Source organism: Pseudomonas sp. H3_C08 (assembly GCF_054669455.1).
The window spans coordinates 6,423,388-6,438,173 of record NZ_CP162803.1; the positions used below are offsets into that span (position 1 = coordinate 6,423,388).

Annotated in this window: 16 protein-coding genes; 9 read left to right on the forward strand and 7 right to left on the reverse strand. The window is 58.7% G+C overall.

The window, feature by feature from the left end; translation table 11 throughout:
* Positions 1-2: 2 nt before the first annotated feature.
* The 5 genes from AB4N74_RS29095 (at position 3) to AB4N74_RS29115 (ending at position 3,852) form a co-directional block, all read left to right on the forward strand.
* Positions 3-1,397: a PhoH family protein gene (locus tag AB4N74_RS29095; RefSeq protein ID WP_007914309.1), complete on the forward strand. Its 1,395-nt coding sequence runs from the start codon at positions 3-5 to the stop codon at positions 1,395-1,397.
* A 238-nt stretch (positions 1,398-1,635) separates the two neighbouring features.
* Positions 1,636-2,109, forward strand: a complete 474-nt coding sequence (moaC, locus tag AB4N74_RS29100) for a cyclic pyranopterin monophosphate synthase MoaC (protein WP_460097936.1) — start codon at positions 1,636-1,638, stop codon at positions 2,107-2,109.
* Positions 2,106-2,348 (forward strand): MoaD/ThiS family protein, encoded by a 243-nt coding sequence (locus tag AB4N74_RS29105; RefSeq protein ID WP_460097937.1) that lies wholly within the window; start codon positions 2,106-2,108, stop codon positions 2,346-2,348. The genes moaC and AB4N74_RS29105 overlap by 4 nt, the downstream gene beginning before the upstream one ends.
* Positions 2,349-2,351: 3 nt before the next feature.
* Positions 2,352-2,804 (forward strand): molybdopterin synthase catalytic subunit MoaE, encoded by a 453-nt coding sequence (gene moaE / locus AB4N74_RS29110; RefSeq protein ID WP_007914312.1) that lies wholly within the window; start codon positions 2,352-2,354, stop codon positions 2,802-2,804.
* A gap of 271 nt (positions 2,805-3,075) precedes the next feature.
* Positions 3,076-3,852 (forward strand): ABC transporter substrate-binding protein, encoded by a 777-nt coding sequence (locus AB4N74_RS29115; RefSeq protein ID WP_460097938.1) that lies wholly within the window; start codon positions 3,076-3,078, stop codon positions 3,850-3,852.
* 100 nt (positions 3,853-3,952) lie between these two features.
* Here AB4N74_RS29115 and AB4N74_RS29120 read toward each other — a convergent pair whose 3' ends face one another.
* The 5 genes from AB4N74_RS29120 to AB4N74_RS29140 all read right to left on the reverse strand — a co-directional run bounded on the left by AB4N74_RS29120 (position 3,953) and on the right by AB4N74_RS29140 (position 9,263).
* A complete protein-coding gene (locus AB4N74_RS29120) occupies positions 3,953-4,579 on the reverse strand; it encodes a helix-turn-helix transcriptional regulator (RefSeq protein ID WP_064586076.1) in 627 nt (208 codons plus the stop codon).
* 93 nt (positions 4,580-4,672) lie between these two features.
* Positions 4,673-5,800, reverse strand: coding sequence for an NAD(P)/FAD-dependent oxidoreductase (locus AB4N74_RS29125; protein WP_116254617.1), 1,128 nt, complete (start codon positions 5,798-5,800; stop codon positions 4,673-4,675).
* A 149-nt stretch (positions 5,801-5,949) separates the two neighbouring features.
* Entirely contained in the window at positions 5,950-6,894 is a 945-nt protein-coding gene (locus tag AB4N74_RS29130; protein WP_460097939.1) for an ornithine cyclodeaminase family protein, read from the reverse strand.
* A gap of 136 nt (positions 6,895-7,030) precedes the next feature.
* Positions 7,031-8,509: an ATP-dependent RNA helicase RhlB gene (gene rhlB, locus AB4N74_RS29135; RefSeq protein WP_460097940.1), complete on the reverse strand. Its 1,479-nt coding sequence runs from the start codon at positions 8,507-8,509 to the stop codon at positions 7,031-7,033.
* 97 nt (positions 8,510-8,606) lie between these two features.
* A complete protein-coding gene (locus AB4N74_RS29140) occupies positions 8,607-9,263 on the reverse strand; it encodes an alpha/beta hydrolase (protein ID WP_460097941.1) in 657 nt (218 codons plus the stop codon).
* 467 nt (positions 9,264-9,730) lie between these two features.
* Between AB4N74_RS29140 and AB4N74_RS29145 the strand changes: the two genes are divergently transcribed.
* The 4 genes from AB4N74_RS29145 to AB4N74_RS29160 all read left to right on the forward strand — a co-directional run bounded on the left by AB4N74_RS29145 (position 9,731) and on the right by AB4N74_RS29160 (position 13,891).
* Entirely contained in the window at positions 9,731-10,762 is a 1,032-nt protein-coding gene (locus tag AB4N74_RS29145) for an amino acid ABC transporter substrate-binding protein (RefSeq protein WP_007914328.1), read from the forward strand.
* Positions 10,763-10,828: 66 nt separating this feature from the next.
* Positions 10,829-12,010, forward strand: a complete 1,182-nt coding sequence (locus AB4N74_RS29150) for an amino acid ABC transporter permease (RefSeq protein WP_099758062.1) — start codon at positions 10,829-10,831, stop codon at positions 12,008-12,010.
* 10 nt (positions 12,011-12,020) lie between these two features.
* Positions 12,021-13,115, forward strand: coding sequence for an amino acid ABC transporter permease (locus tag AB4N74_RS29155; protein ID WP_093436977.1), 1,095 nt, complete (start codon positions 12,021-12,023; stop codon positions 13,113-13,115).
* A gap of 11 nt (positions 13,116-13,126) precedes the next feature.
* The gene (locus tag AB4N74_RS29160; RefSeq protein ID WP_008080191.1) at positions 13,127-13,891 is read left to right on the forward strand and encodes an amino acid ABC transporter ATP-binding protein; all 765 of its coding nucleotides are present in this window, start codon (positions 13,127-13,129) and stop codon (positions 13,889-13,891) included.
* A 52-nt stretch (positions 13,892-13,943) separates the two neighbouring features.
* On the opposite strand, the gene AB4N74_RS29165 is transcribed toward AB4N74_RS29160, so the two are convergent.
* Together AB4N74_RS29165 and AB4N74_RS29170 are read right to left on the reverse strand one after the other, a co-directional pair.
* The gene (locus AB4N74_RS29165) at positions 13,944-14,432 is read right to left on the reverse strand and encodes a type II toxin-antitoxin system MqsA family antitoxin (protein ID WP_034154577.1); all 489 of its coding nucleotides are present in this window, start codon (positions 14,430-14,432) and stop codon (positions 13,944-13,946) included.
* Entirely contained in the window at positions 14,429-14,740 is a 312-nt protein-coding gene (locus AB4N74_RS29170) for a type II toxin-antitoxin system MqsR family toxin (RefSeq protein ID WP_116254613.1), read from the reverse strand. Before AB4N74_RS29170 ends, AB4N74_RS29165 begins: the two co-directional genes overlap by 4 nt.
* Positions 14,741-14,786: the final 46 nt, after the last annotated feature.

Sequence of the window (14,786 nt, forward strand, 5' to 3'; positions counted from 1 at the left end):
GTATGGATGATCACGGACGTAGCCCTTCCTCCAACCAGCCAATCCTTTATGTACTCGATACCAACGTATTGATTCACGATCCAAATGCCCTGCTGAATTTCGAAGAACACCACGTCGCGATCCCGATGACCGTGCTTGAAGAGCTGGACAAGCTCAAGAGCGGGCATCACAGCGTTGCCGCCGAATGCCGTCAGGCAATCCGGCTGATCGACAAAACCCTGGGCGACGCTTCCCCTGAAGACGTCGAGCTGGGTGTGCCGATCCAGCGCGGTAAAGGCGGGCCGAAGGGCTTGCTGTCAATTCTGATGAGCAAACAGGCCGAATCGAATCTGATTCTGCCCGAGCATCTGAACGACAATAAAATCATCAACCAACTGATCGATTTGCACACCCGCGATCCGAAAAAGCCTGTGGTGCTGGTCACCAAAGACATCAACATGCGCCTCAAGGCGCGCGCCTGTGGCATCGATGCCGAGGATTACAGCACCGACCAACTGGTCGATGACGTGTCTCTGCTGCCTAACGGCTATCACAACATGACCGGCTCTTTCTGGGACCGCGTGAGCAAGGTCGACACCCGCCAGGATCACGGCCGCACCTGGCACCAAGTACAACTGATCGACAACCTGCCCGCGGTGCACATCAACGAGTTCATCATCGACGAACAGGGCTTTGTCGGCTGGATCAAGGAGATCGACGAGGCCAAGCTGCTGATCCTCGACCTGCATCAGGAACCGCTGCTGCATCAAGAGGCCTGGGGGCTGAAACCACGCGACATCTATCAGAGTCTGGCGCTTTACGCGCTGCTCGATCCGGACATTCATCTGGTCAACCTGTCGGGTGCCGCCGGTTCCGGTAAAACCATTCTGGCGCTGGCCGCGGCGATCGAGCAGACCATGGTCAGCAAGCGTTATCGCCGCATCATTGCGACCCGCAGCGTGCAGGGCCTGGACCAGGAAATCGGCTTCCTGCCCGGTACTGAAGCGGAAAAAATGGAGCCGTGGCTGGGCGCCATTACCGACAACCTCGAAGCCTTGCACATGGATGACGAAAACACCCATGGCAGCGTCGACTACATCCTCAGCAAAGTGCCGTTGCAGTTCAAATCGCTCAACTACATTCGCGGGCGCAGCTTCCAGCAGAGTCTGATCCTGATCGACGAATGCCAGAACCTCACGCCGCACCAGATGAAAACCATCATCACCCGTGCCGGCGCGGGTTCCAAAGTGGTGTGCCTGGGCAACCTCGCACAGATCGACACCCCTTACCTGTCCGCGACCAGTTCCGGGCTGACCTACCTGACCGAACGCTTCAAGGATTTCCCCAACGGTGTGCACATCACCCTGCAAGGGGTGCCTCGTTCGATTCTGGCCGAATACGCCGAATCGCATCTGTAACCCTTCACCCCAAACCGGGCGGCCCACCAGCCGCCCGGTTTTTTATGGCCCTGCACAAATCCAAATGTAGGAGTGAGCCTGCTCGCGATAGCGGTCGATCAGTCGACATCAGTGGTGAATATCAGACCGCTATCGCGAGCAGGCTCACTCCTACAGGGATGGTGGTGATTTCATAATCAATGATGCGGAAATTTGACCCGCAGGTTTACAATCGTCGCTCCTGATCAGGAGTAATCCCGTGCTGACTCATCTCGATTCCCAAGGTCGCGCCAACATGGTCGACGTCACCGAAAAAGCCGTGACGTTCCGTGAAGCGACGGCCCAAGCGCTGGTGCGCATGCTCCCCGAAACGCTGCAGATGATCGTCAGCGGCGGCCATCCCAAGGGTGACGTGTTCGCCGTGGCGCGCATTGCCGGCATTCAAGCGGCGAAGAAAACCAGTGATCTGATTCCCCTGTGCCATCCGCTGATGCTCACCGGCGTCAAAGTCGAACTCAGTGCTGGTGGCGACGACACCGTGCGCATCGTTGCCCGCTGCAAGCTGTCCGGGCAGACCGGCGTTGAAATGGAAGCACTGACTGCCGCCAGTGTTGCCGCCCTGACCATTTACGACATGTGTAAAGCCGTCGATCGCGGCATGACCATTGAAAGCGTGCGTCTGCTGGAGAAGGTCGGTGGCAAGAGCGGGCACTTTCAGGCGGAGCAGCCATGAACCTGACCGTGAAGTTTTTTGCCCGTTACCGCGAAGCGCTGGGCGTGGATTCGGTAAGGATTGAAGGTGATTTCGCCACCGTCGAGGACGTTCGCGCACTGCTCGTGCAACGTGACGGCGCCGAGGTGTTGGGCGAGCAGAACCTGATGTGCGCACGCAACGAAGACCTCTGCCAACTCGATGAGCCGGTGGTCGATGGCGACGAAGTGGCGTTTTTCCCTACCGTGACCGGAGGCTGATCCATGGCGATTCGCGTGCAGGCCACGCCATTCGATCCGGGCGCTGAAGTCAACGCGATGCATGCGGCCAATGTCGGCGTCGGCGCGGTGGTGAGTTTTGTCGGCTACGTGCGCGACTTTAACGATGGGCTGGATGTGGCCGGGATGTTCCTCGAACACTATCCTGGCATGACCGAAAAAGCCCTCGGCAAGATCGCCAGCGAAGCCGAACAGCGCTGGCCGTTGCTGAAACTGGAAGTGCTGCACCGCATCGGCGCACTGGAACCGGGCGAGCCGATCGTGTTCGTCGGCGCCGCCAGTGCCCACCGCCAGGCCGCCTTCGATGCCTGCGCCTTTGTCATGGACTACCTGAAAACCCGCGCGCCGTTCTGGAAGAAAGAAAACACCAGTGACGGCCCGCGTTGGGTTGAGGGGCGCGACAGTGATCATGCAGCGGCGGATCGCTGGAAAAAGTAATTCCTGTAGCGCCCTTCAGTAAGCCTTCGCGAGCAGGCTCGCTCCCACATTGGATCGTCATGAACGCAGATATTGTGTTCGCTGTAGATCCCCTGTGGGAGCGAGCCTGCTCGCGAAAGCGTCATCTGCATCACCTAAATCCTCCCGCCTGGCCCGATTGACGGCGTGTACATATAAGTCCAGTATGGATTTACAAGTACAAAAAACCCATCTGTTTTTCAGCTCTTTCTTCTGTCTTGCCAAACCAACAACAACCCGCGAGAGAACGAACATGAAGAAACTCCCCCTCATCACCGGTCTGGCCCTCAGCCTGTTGGCCTCAGCCAGCGTGTTCGCCGCCGAGCAAACCCTGCGCATCGGCATCGAAGCCGCTTACCCGCCATTTGCGTCGAAAACCGACAAAGGCGAAATCGTCGGTTTCGACTACGACATCGGCAATGCCCTGTGTGCGCAGATGAAGGTCAAGTGTGTGTGGGTCGAGGGTGAGTTCGACGGTCTGATTCCTTCGCTGAAAGTGAAGAAGATCGACATGGCGCTGTCCTCGATGACCATCAACGAAGACCGCAAGAAGTCGGTGGATTTCACCCACAAGTACTACTTCACTTCGTCGCGCCTGGTGATGAAGGACGGCGCCACGGTCGACGATCAATACGCCAGCCTCAAGGGCAAGAACGTCGGCGTGCAGCGCGCGACCACCACCGATCGTTATGCCACCGAGGTGTTCGAGCCGAAGGGCATTAACGTCAAGCGCTACAGCAACAACGAAGAAATCTACATGGACCTGGCAGCGGGGCGGCTCGATGCGATTTTTGCCGACACCATTCCGCTGAATGACTTTTTGTCGATGCCGCGTGGCAAGGGTTATGCGTTTGTCGGGCCTGAGTTGAAGGATCCGAAGTACGTGGGCGAGGGCGCGGGAATTGCGGTGCGCAAGGGCAATACTGAACTGGTCAGCCAGTTGAATGGCGCCATCGATGGCATTCGCGCGAGTGGCGAGTACCAGAAGATTTCCGAGAAGTATTTCAAGTCCGACATTTACGGCGACTGATCTACCGCTTTCGCGAGCAGGCTCACTCCTACATTTGGAATGCGTTCCCCTGTAGGAGTGAGCCTGCTCGCGATGGCGTCAGAGAAATCACCGCAAATCTCTAGCCCTTCAATTCCTTCAAATGCTTGTACACCGTCGCCCGCCCCATGTTCAGCACGTTGGCCACATAGTTCGAGGCGCTCTTGCCCTTGAACGCGCCTTCGGCGTGCAGCGCCAGCACCAGTTCACGTTTGTGATCGCGGGTAAGCAGGTTCAGGCTCAGCTGCCGCTCGCGCAGCCAGGCGTGGAGGAAGGTGTTGATGCGTTCCTGCCAGTCATCGCGAAACAGTGAGTCCGGTTGCGGGATCAGTTTGCTCGGCGAGAGAAACAGGTCCAGCGCGGCCTTGGCATTCTCGAACAGCGAAATATTCAGGTTGATGCACAACACCGCCAGTGGCCGGCCTTCGCTGTCGCGCAGCACGGTGCTCAGGCTGCGAATCTTCTGGCCATCCCAATTGAGCTTTTCGTAAGGGCCGATATTGCGGTCGCTGACATCCTCGCTGAGCATGTCCTCCAGTGACGAGTCGTCGCCGATCTCGCGCTTGGACAGGTTGTTGGCGATGTAGTCGACCTTTTGCGTGCGCAGGTCGTGCAGCACCACTTCGGCGTGGGGAAAGAACAGCGTGGCGATGGCGTCGGCAACAGCGCGGAAGTTATCCAGCGCCGGGTCGAATTCAGGGGCAGTCATGACAGTGGAGCTCCAGGCAGCGTCAACGCCTCCGTGATCAGGAGGCGTTGCGAGTGTGCCGCAATCCGTTGGGCGCGTCATCCGCAGGGACAATCAGGCGAGACGGGCAGGGGCGAGCATGGCGCTGTCCAACCCGAACTGCTGCAAGTGCTCGGGCAACGGCTCGCCGCGTACCAACGCCGCGCTGGCCTGGCCCATCGCCGGGGAAGTCTGAATGCCGTAACCACCCTGCGCCGCCACCCAGAACAGCCCCGGCACCTGCTGATCGAAGCCACTGAGCAAATCACCGTCGGCGACGAAGCTGCGCAGGCCGGCCCACGTACGCGTCGGACGGCGGATGGTCAGCGTGGTGGCCTCTTCGATCTGGTAGATGCCCATGGCGATGTCCAGTTCTTCCGGCTGCACATCGTGAGGCTCGACCGGGTCGGCGTTGGCGGGCGAGCCGAGAAACATGCCGGCGTCGGGCTTCATATAGAAGGATTCGTCGAGGCTGACCAGCATCGGCCAGTGATGAATGTCGACGCCTTCCGGCCCGGCGAAAATGAACGCGGCGCGGCGCTTCGGTTGCAGGCCCAGCGGTTGGGCGCCGGCCAGTGTGCCGATCTTGTCGGCCCAGGCGCCGGCGGCGTTGATGATCACTGGCGCGCTGAACGTCTGGCCGTTGGTCTGAACACTCCAGCGGCCCTCGGCATCGCGACTGAGGCCTAGCACTTCGCAATCGGTGTGCAATTCGCCGTTGTTGCGGCGAATCCCGCGCAGGTAGCCCTGATGCAAGGCGTCAGTATCGATGTCGCTGGCGCTCGGGTCATAGATCGCGCCATGGACTTTTTCCCGGCGCAGGATCGGCAGTCGCGCGCAGGCTTCGTCGGCGCTGAGCAGTTGCATCTCCGGCACGGTGGCTTTGGCGCTGAGATATTGGTTGTTGAGTTCGGCGGCATCACCGGTGAAATCCACGGTCATTTCACCGCGTGGGGTGAGCAGTGGGTGTTCGCAGAAACCGGCTGGCGGGTGGTCAAAAAACGCCCGGCTGGCCTGGGTCAGCGCGCGAACTTGTGGCGTGCCGTACGCGGCGGTAAACAGCGCGGCGGAGCGCCCGGTGGAGTGATAGGCCGGGTGGGATTCACGTTCGAGCACGATCACTTTGCCGTGCGGCGACAGCCAGAAACCGGTGGATGCGCCGGCAATCCCGCCGCCGATGATGATGAAATCTGCCTGGCTCATGTAGGTCTCCAGTGGATACGCAATATCGAGGCGTTCGCTAGTCCCTTGTGGGAGCGAGCCTGCTCGCGAAAGCGGTATATCAGTCGACATCTTCGGTGAATGTCAGACCGCTATCGCGAGCAGGCTCACTCCTACAGGGGATTGTGGTGTTAGTGAGTCAAGTGGTAAACCGCATTGGCCAGGGCGATGTCTTCCAGGCCGAGGCCGATTGAACGGAAGAACACGTGACGATCGTAATCGGGGCGCTGCACTTTCTCGCTGAGCAAGTCGGCGAGGTCGCCGACAATCGAATCCTTGCTCCAGCCATGCTGTTCACTGGCAATCAGCATCTCACCTGCCGAGCCCGGCGTGGTCAGACGATAGTCGCAGAACACCTGCATGTCGTTGAGGCTCTGCGGCGGCACTTCATGGGCACGCGGGGCGTTGGTGCTGATCGAGGTGATCAGGGCTGGTTTGCTCAGCGCGGCCGGATCGATCACCGGGCCGGCGGACGAGGTGCACAGCATGATCACGTCTGCCTCGACGAGGGCGGCTTCACGGCTGTCAACGATCCTCAGATTGGGAGTGATGGCTTTCAACAGTGCCTTGGTTTGAGCGTCGGCGGACAGGCTTGGCGAATACAGGCTGATGTTCTGCCAGTCGCGCAGACCTTTCACATAGTGCAGATGCGCCTGCGCAACCTTGCCACTCCCGATGATTGCCAGTCGCGTGGCGTTTGTCGGAGCGAGGGTGTCGACCGCCACAGCCGTGGTCGCGGCGGTGCGCGCGGTGGTCAGTTCAGCGGCATCGCAGAGCAGCAGCGGTTGACCGGTTTTCATCGACATCAACAAGGTCCATGCCGTCACCAGCGCACCTTGCTCGCGAACGATATACGGCGAGGTCTTCACGCCGTACACGCCGTCTTCGGCCAGCACGCCCAGATAATTGATGAAGTCGCCGGCACCTTGCGGAAATTCCACCAGTTGCTGCTCCGGTTGCACGGCGTTACCCGCAGCAAGATCACGGAACAGCTTGCGCAGGATTTGCGGCACATCAATGCGCGCCAGCAGCTCACGGGCCTGATGCTGGTCGATCACGTAGGGTGTACTGGACATATCAGGCTCCAAAGATGAAAAATAAACTTATTTGTCCATTATGGACTTTTAGTTTTCTCTCGCAAGCACCTGATGAAACACCGGGCGAAAAAAAAGCGCAGTCCGTTGCCGGCTGCGCTTTTCTTTTAAACGTCGTTTACTGCGGACGCTTGCGCTCAACCGCGCGCAACAGATGCGTCGGCGGCGTTTCACAGCTGATCTTGCGACCGAGCTTCTCTTCGATGGACGGCAACTGGTAGGAGTCGTCCTCACCGGCGAAGCTGATCGACACACCGTCGGCGCCGGCACGACCGGTACGACCGATGCGGTGCACGTAGTCGTCCGGGACTTCCGGCAGGGTGAAGTTGATCACGTGGCTGATGCCGTCGATGTGGATGCCGCGACCGGCCACATCAGTGGCGACCAGTACGCGAATCTTGCCTTCGCGGAAACCCTCCAGGGTCTTGATGCGTTTGTGCTGCGGCACATCGCCGGACAGTTGCGCGGCGTTGATGCCATCGCGCACCAGGCGTTCTTCGATGCGGCGCACTTCGTCCTTGCGGTTGGCAAACACGATCACGCGTTCCCAGCCGTTATCGTTGACCAGGTTGTAGAGCAGTTTGTACTTGTCGGCACCGGCCACCGCATAGATGTGCTGCTCGACGTTTTCGTTGGCAACGTTGGTGATTTCGATTTCGACGATCGCAGGGTCAGTGGTCCACTGCTTGGCGAGGTTCATCACGTCTTCGGTGAAGGTCGCGGAGAACAGCAAGGTCTGGCGTTCGGACTTCGGTGGCGTCTGGCGAATGATCTGACGTACCTGCGGGATGAAACCCATGTCGAGCATGCGGTCGGCCTCGTCCAGCACCATCACTTCGACCATGTCCAGGTGCACGTCGCCACGCTGGTTGAAGTCGAGCAGACGGCCGGGTGTGGCGACGAGGATGTCGCAGTGACGCGCTTCGAGGTGCTTGAGCTGCTTGTCGAAGTCCATGCCGCCAACAAACGTCATGACGTTGAGGCCGGTGTACTTGGTCAGGTCAGCGGCGTCCTTGGCGATTTGTACCACCAGCTCACGGGTCGGCGCGATGATCAGCGCACGGGGTTCGCCCATGTAGCGTTCTTTCGGCGGCGGGGTCTGCAGCAGTTGGGTGATGATCGAGATCAGGAACGCGGCGGTTTTACCGGTGCCGGTCTGCGCACGGCCAATGGCGTCTTTGCCGGCGAGGGTGTAACCCAGCACCTGCGCCTGAATCGGCGTGCAGTACGGAAAACCCAGATCCTGGATGGCGTGCATCAGTTCTGGAGACAGCTTGAAATCGTGGAAGCGGGTTTTGCCTTCCTGTGGCTCGACGACGAAATCCTCGAGTTTCCACGGAATAACCGCTGCCTTGGGCTTCGGTTCGCGGCGCGGTCTGGCCGGTTTCGGCGCTTCGCTGCGGGCAGGTTCGGCGGCGATTGGCGCGGCCGATGCAGGTTGCGGTTCTGCCTTCGGTGCCGCTACGTGAGCGGGGCGGTCGGCCTGTGGCGCATCGTTGCGATGACCGGGGGCGTGCGACGGCGCACTGGGAACTGGCGCGAGCTGCTCAGCCTCGCTTTTACCGAACATCTTCTTGAGTGCTTTGAGCACGGTCATCTCATCAATTGGTTAAGGAATGTACGCCGGCCAGTGTAATGCAAGAAACGGGCGCGGCGTAGTGGGAGGGATCAAAGGGCGGCTTTAATCTCGACGCTTAGCGCAAACGTTCGGTCAACCAGGCACCGATGTCGCGAATTTCCTCGGGTAACACTTCGTGCTCCATTGGGTATTCCTGCCATGTCACGGTGACACCATGCTTCACCAAATGCTCATAAGCACTGCGCCCCATCGAGTTTTGCACCACGCCATCGAACTGGCCGTGGAGGCATATCGCGGGGATCCGCTGCTGACTGGCTGACAGCTCCATCTCATCACTGAAGGTCGGCGCATATGTCGACAACGCCAGCACGCCGCCCAACGGTCCCTGCCATTTCACAAAAGCGGTGTGCAACACCACCGCGCCACCCTGGGAAAACCCGGCGAGAAAAATCCGCGAGGCGTCTATTCCGCTGGCGCGCTCGTTTTCGATCAATTCAATGATGCGATCCGCCGACGCTTCCAGCTCATCACGATCGATCGCGCGTGCCGGGCTCATGGCTTTGATGTCGTACCAGCTTGGCATGGCATATCCGCCATTTATGGTCACTGGACGAGTTGGCGCCTGTGGCAACACGAAGCGCGTGCTCAGCAGGCTTTCCTGCAATGCCTCGGCCACCGGCAGGAAGTCGTAACGGTCGGCGCCGAGGCCGTGCAGCCAGATCACGCAGGCGTCTGCGGGCTTAACAGGCTGAAGAATCAAGGGCTCGGTCATGTCTGCTCCAAAAATGTGCGGGCGCTCTCATTAAGTGCGTGGTTCGAGTGCGCGTCCGGTTGATCCGTTAAGAAGATGTCGCAAGGTTACAAGTTTTGCTATTGACCTGTCGCCGAATCGATTCGGTGAGCGGTGTGGTACGGGCTTTGCTATGGCTTGAACCGTGCAACCGATCTTGCGTGGGCGGTAACACTATCAGTGTACGACCCGCGACGGGATTGCAAAGAATCCGGTGATGGATGTTCGCCAATGGCCGCTACGGGCTTAGCGAATGTGAAAGGGCTACAGCCCGTTCGGCCGATTGGTGAGAAGTGAGTTGTCCATGATGTGGATTTTCTCCTACTAGACTCATAGCGAAGGTCTTACGTCGGTTGACCCCAAAAAAAGCCAACACGGGTCAACAACGCCTCAAAAGGGTGCGACTGGACTCAAGCTCCGACACAACAAGAGCAAAACTGGAGGTTTGAATGAAGATGTTGAAATCCACTCTGGCGATCGTGACTGCAGCAACAGTTCTCGGCGTCAGCGGGTTCGCTCAGGCGGGTGCAACCCTGGATGCCGTGCAGAAGAAAGGTTTCGTGCAGTGTGGCGTGAGCGACGGTCTGCCGGGCTTCTCGGTACCGGACGCAACCGGCAAGATCCTCGGGATCGACGCTGACGTCTGCCGCGCTGTGGCCGCTGCCGTATTCGGCGACGCGACCAAGGTCAAATTCAGTCAGTTGAACGCCAAAGAGCGCTTCACCGCGCTGCAATCGGGCGAGATCGACATCCTGTCGCGCAACACCACCATGACCAGTTCGCGTGACGCGGGCATGGGCCTGAAATTCCCGGGCTTCATTACCTACTACGACGGCATCGGTTTCCTGGTTAACAACAAGCTGGGCGTAAAAAGTGCCAAAGAGCTGGACGGTGCAACCATCTGCATCCAGGCCGGTACCACCACCGAGCTGAACGTTTCCGACTACTTCCGTGGCAACGGTCTGAAATACACCCCGATCACCTTCGACACCTCCGATGAAAGCGCCAAGTCGCTGGAATCCGGTCGTTGCGACGTGCTGACCTCCGACAAGTCCCAACTGTTCGCCCAGCGCTCCAAGCTGGCCTCGCCGAAGGACTACGTGGTTCTGCCGGAAACCATTTCCAAAGAACCGCTGGGCCCGGTCGTACGTAACGGTGACGACGAGTGGTTGGCCATTGTGCGCTGGGTTGGCTACGCGCTGCTCAACACCGAAGAAGCCGGCATCACTTCGAAGAACGTCGAAGCCGAAGCCAAGTCGACCAAGAACCCGGACGTTGCCCGTATGCTCGGCGCTGACGGCGAGTACGGCAAAGACCTGAAACTGCCGAAAGACTGGGTTGTGCAGATCGTCAAACAAGTCGGCAACTACGGCGAAATCTTCGAGAAAAACCTCGGCAAGAGCACTCCGCTGGAAATCGACCGCGGCTTGAACGCCCTGTGGAACAACGGCGGCATTCAGTACGCACCACCAGTGCGCTAATGGTTCTATCGCCCGGCGGGCCAACCGCCGGGTGATGTTCTTGTTCCATTTCTTCCGGGGCACTTCATGCAAAATTCAATCGGCGCACCAAAGCAGAGGCTCAGCCTCAGCGATCCACGAGTGCGTGCGTGGCTATTCCAGATCATCACCGTTGTGGCGGTGGTCTCGCTGGGCTGGTACTTGTTCGACAACACGCAAACCAACCTTCAGCACCGGGGCATTACTTCCGGTTTCGGCTTTCTGGAGCGCAGTGCCGGATTCGGCATCGCTCAACACCTGATCGACTACACCGAAGCGGACAGCTATGCCCGCGTCTTTGTTATCGGTCTGCTCAACACCCTGTTGGTGACCGTGATCGGCGTGGTTCTAGCGACGATCCTCGGTTTCATCATCGGTGTGGCACGGCTGTCGCAGAACTGGATCATCAGCAAACTGGCGACCGTGTATGTGGAAGTGTTCCGCAACATTCCGCCGCTGCTGCAAATCCTGTTCTGGTACTTCGCGGTATTCCTGACCATGCCGGGACCGCGCAACAGCCATAACTTCGGTGACACCTTCTTCGTCAGCAGCCGTGGCCTGAACATGCCGGCCGCGTTGGCCGCTGATGGTTTCTGGGCGTTCGTGATCAGCATCGTGGTGGCCATCGTCGGCATCGTGCTGATGTGCCGCTGGGCCAACAAGCGCTTTGAAGAAACCGGCGTGCCGTTCCACAAGTTCTGGGTCGGTCTGGCGATTCTGCTGGTGATCCCGACCTTGTGCGCACTGATCTTCGGCGCTCCGCTGCACTGGGAAATGCCTGAACTCAAAGGCTTCAACTTCGTCGGCGGCTGGGTGCTGATCCCGGAACTGCTCGCCTTGACCCTGGCCCTGACCGTGTACACCGCGGCGTTCATCGCTGAGATCGTGCGTTCCGGGATCAAGTCGGTCAGCCATGGCCAGACCGAAGCGGCGCGCTCGCTCGGCCTGCGTAACGGCCCGACCCTGCGCAAGGTGATCATTCCGCAAGCCCTGCGCGTGATCATTCCGCCCCTGACCAGCCAATACCTCAATCTGGCGAAGAACTCCTCGCTGGCGGCCGGTATCGGTTACCCGGAAATGGTGTCGCTGTTCGCCGGCACCGTGCTCAACCAGACCGGTCAAGCCATCGAAGTGATTGCCATCACGATGAGCGTGTACCTGGCGATCAGTATCAGCATTTCCCTGCTGATGAACTGGTACAACAAGCGCATTGCGCTGATCGAGCGGTAAGGAAAAGCGCATGAGTACTCATACTTTCAAACCCGACATGCCCCCACCGAACAGCAGCATCGGCGTGGTGGCGTGGATGCGCGCGAACATGTTCTCCAGCTGGCTCAACACTCTGCTGACCCTGTTTGCGTTCTACCTGATCTACTTGGTGGTGCCACCGATCCTCAGTTGGGCGATTGTCGATGCCAACTGGGTCGGCACCACTCGCGCCGACTGCACCAAGGAGGGCGCCTGCTGGGTGTTCATTCAGCAGCGTTTTGGCCAGTTCATGTACGGCTACTACCCGACGGAGCTGCGCTGGCGCGTCGACCTGACCGTGTGGCTGGCGGTGATCGGCGCGGCGCCATTGTTCATCTCGCGTGTTCCGCGTAAAGCGATCTACGGGCTGAGCTTTCTGGTGCTGTATCCGATCATTGCCTTCACCTTGCTGCACGGCGGTTTTGGTCTGAGCAATGTGGCGACCAGCCAGTGGGGCGGCCTGATGCTGACCCTGGTTATCGCCACTGTCGGTATCGCCGGTGCGTTGCCGCTGGGGATTGTGCTGGCGCTGGGCCGTCGTTCGAACATGCCGGCGATTCGTGTGGTCTGCGTGACCTTCATCGAGTTCTGGCGCGGCGTGCCGTTGATCACTGTGCTGTTCATGTCCTCGGTGATGCTGCCGCTGTTCCTGCCTGAAGGCATGAACTTCGACAAACTGCTGCGGGCACTGATCGGCGTGATCCTGTTCCAGTCGGCCTATGTGGCCGAAGTGGTGCGTGGCGGTCTGCAAGCGATCCCTAAAGGTCAGTACGAAGCGGCCGCGGCGATGGGCCTCGGTTACTGGCGTTCGATGGGCCTGGTGATCCTGCCGCAAGCCCTGAAGCTGGTGATCCCGGGCATCGTCAACACCTTCATTGCGCTGTTCAAGGACACCAGCCTGGTGATCATCATCGGCCTGTTTGACCTGCTCAACAGCGTCAAACAAGCCGCTGCCGATCCGAAATGGCTGGGCATGGCCACCGAAGGCTACGTGTTCGCCGCCCTGGTGTTCTGGATTTTCTGTTTTGGTATGTCGCGCTATTCCATGCATCTGGAACGCAAGCTCGACACTGGCCACAAGCGTTAGGAGTTCTGTAAATGAGTGAAGCAATCAAAAAGCCTGTAGGTCCTGAAGGCATTATTCAAATGCAGGGCGTCAACAAGTGGTACGGCCAGTTCCACGTGCTCAAAGACATCAACCTCAACGTCAAACAGGGCGAGCGTATCGTCCTGTGCGGCCCATCGGGTTCCGGCAAGTCGACCACCATCCGCTGCCTCAATCGTCTGGAAGAACACCAGCAGGGCCGCATCGTCGTCGACGGCGTGGAGCTGACCAACGACCTCAAGCAGATCGAAGCGATCCGCCGTGAAGTCGGCATGGTGTTCCAGCACTTCAACCTGTTCCCGCACCTGACCATTTTGCAGAACTGCACCCTGGCGCCGATGTGGGTACGCAAGATGCCCAAGCGCAAGGCCGAGGAAATCGCCATGCATTACCTGGAGCGCGTACGCATTCCGGAGCAGGCGCACAAATTCCCGGGGCAACTGTCCGGTGGTCAGCAACAACGTGTGGCGATCGCCCGCGCGCTGTGCATGAAACCGAAAATCATGCTGTTCGACGAACCGACTTCAGCGCTCGATCCGGAGATGGTGAAGGAAGTACTCGACACCATGATCGGCCTGGCTGAAGACGGCATGACCATGCTCTGCGTGACTCACGAAATGGGCTTTGCCCGCACCGTGGCCAACCGTGTGATCTTCATGGATAAAGGTGAGATCGTTGAGCAAGCGGCGCCGAATGACTTCTTCGATAATCCGCAGAATGAGCGGACGAAGTTGTTTTTGAGTCAGATTTTGCATTGATGGTATGTGCGTAAAAACAACCCGGCCTTGTGCCGGGTTTGTTTTTTGTGGGTCAGGAAACGGTCAGGGTTTCGTGTTCCTTGTGCACTGTGTGCGTGAAACCTCGCAGGTCTGCGCCTTCAGCCAAGGTCTGGATATCGACGAGCATGTAGGGATGACGATCCAATAAGCGCATCAGCAGCACCAATGCTTTGGGGGGAAGTAACTCGCCCCGTTCGTAGCGAGAGAATGCGTTATGCCCGCCACCAGAGAGCAGTTGCACTGTCTCTTTCTGCGTCAGGTGCAATTTGCGTCGAATTCGTTTCATCTCGGCGCCGATCATTTGTCTGCCAGCGAGAACCAACTCGTCACCGGCATCACAATAACGCTCAGCACTATCGGTGTCGAAATCCCATTCCACTTCACCGCACTTCTGGCACTCCCAACCAGATAGATCGTCTACACGGCGCTCCATGCCTTTGACACTCAGGGTTTCTCCGCGACCCTGGAAATGCCTCATTCCCTCACGTGCACCGCAGCTGACACATTGCTGGGTTTTCATGGGTTTTTCTCCTTGAAGGAGATTACCGGTGGGCTGCCGCCGGGGCGATAGGTCACCTTGATGTAAATCTCCTGACCTCGTGAATTGATGTGATACACGTCTTGCCAGATTCGATGATCGTCATAAGTCGTCATCGATTTGTACAACATCCTGGTTTGTAGCTCGAAAACGATCTCTAGCATTTCGCTGAGGTTGAAGCCGAGCTTCTCAGCTGATTTGACCGAAGCTTTGGTGAAAGCTTTTTGACCTAACCGCCTCACCTCAGCCTTGATCACCGCCAATTCGTAATGGGGTGTGTTCTTTTCCATAAGAAACCAAAACCCTGTCCCTGAAATTACCCTTAAAGGGTAATTT

Excerpts from the sequence above, each read along its gene's own strand:
- AB4N74_RS29095 (WP_007914309.1), top strand. The coding sequence starts at position 3 with ATGGATGATCACGGACGTAGCCCTTCCTCCAACCAGCCAATCCTTTAT.
- AB4N74_RS29105 (WP_460097937.1), top strand. The coding sequence starts at position 2,106 with ATGAACCTGACCGTGAAGTTTTTTGCCCGTTACCGCGAAGCGCTGGGC.
- moaE (WP_007914312.1), top strand. The coding sequence starts at position 2,352 with ATGGCGATTCGCGTGCAGGCCACGCCATTCGATCCGGGCGCTGAAGTC.
- AB4N74_RS29115 (WP_460097938.1), top strand. The coding sequence starts at position 3,076 with ATGAAGAAACTCCCCCTCATCACCGGTCTGGCCCTCAGCCTGTTGGCC.
- AB4N74_RS29120 (WP_064586076.1), bottom strand. The coding sequence starts at position 4,579 with ATGACTGCCCCTGAATTCGACCCGGCGCTGGATAACTTCCGCGCTGTT.
- AB4N74_RS29125 (WP_116254617.1), bottom strand. The coding sequence starts at position 5,800 with ATGAGCCAGGCAGATTTCATCATCATCGGCGGCGGGATTGCCGGCGCA.
- AB4N74_RS29130 (WP_460097939.1), bottom strand. The coding sequence starts at position 6,894 with ATGTCCAGTACACCCTACGTGATCGACCAGCATCAGGCCCGTGAGCTG.
- rhlB (WP_460097940.1), bottom strand. The coding sequence starts at position 8,509 with ATGACCGTGCTCAAAGCACTCAAGAAGATGTTCGGTAAAAGCGAGGCT.
- AB4N74_RS29140 (WP_460097941.1), bottom strand. The coding sequence starts at position 9,263 with ATGACCGAGCCCTTGATTCTTCAGCCTGTTAAGCCCGCAGACGCCTGC.
- AB4N74_RS29145 (WP_007914328.1), top strand. The coding sequence starts at position 9,731 with ATGAAGATGTTGAAATCCACTCTGGCGATCGTGACTGCAGCAACAGTT.
- AB4N74_RS29150 (WP_099758062.1), top strand. The coding sequence starts at position 10,829 with ATGCAAAATTCAATCGGCGCACCAAAGCAGAGGCTCAGCCTCAGCGAT.
- AB4N74_RS29155 (WP_093436977.1), top strand. The coding sequence starts at position 12,021 with ATGAGTACTCATACTTTCAAACCCGACATGCCCCCACCGAACAGCAGC.
- AB4N74_RS29160 (WP_008080191.1), top strand. The coding sequence starts at position 13,127 with ATGAGTGAAGCAATCAAAAAGCCTGTAGGTCCTGAAGGCATTATTCAA.
- AB4N74_RS29165 (WP_034154577.1), bottom strand. The coding sequence starts at position 14,432 with ATGAAAACCCAGCAATGTGTCAGCTGCGGTGCACGTGAGGGAATGAGG.
- AB4N74_RS29170 (WP_116254613.1), bottom strand. The coding sequence starts at position 14,740 with ATGGAAAAGAACACACCCCATTACGAATTGGCGGTGATCAAGGCTGAG.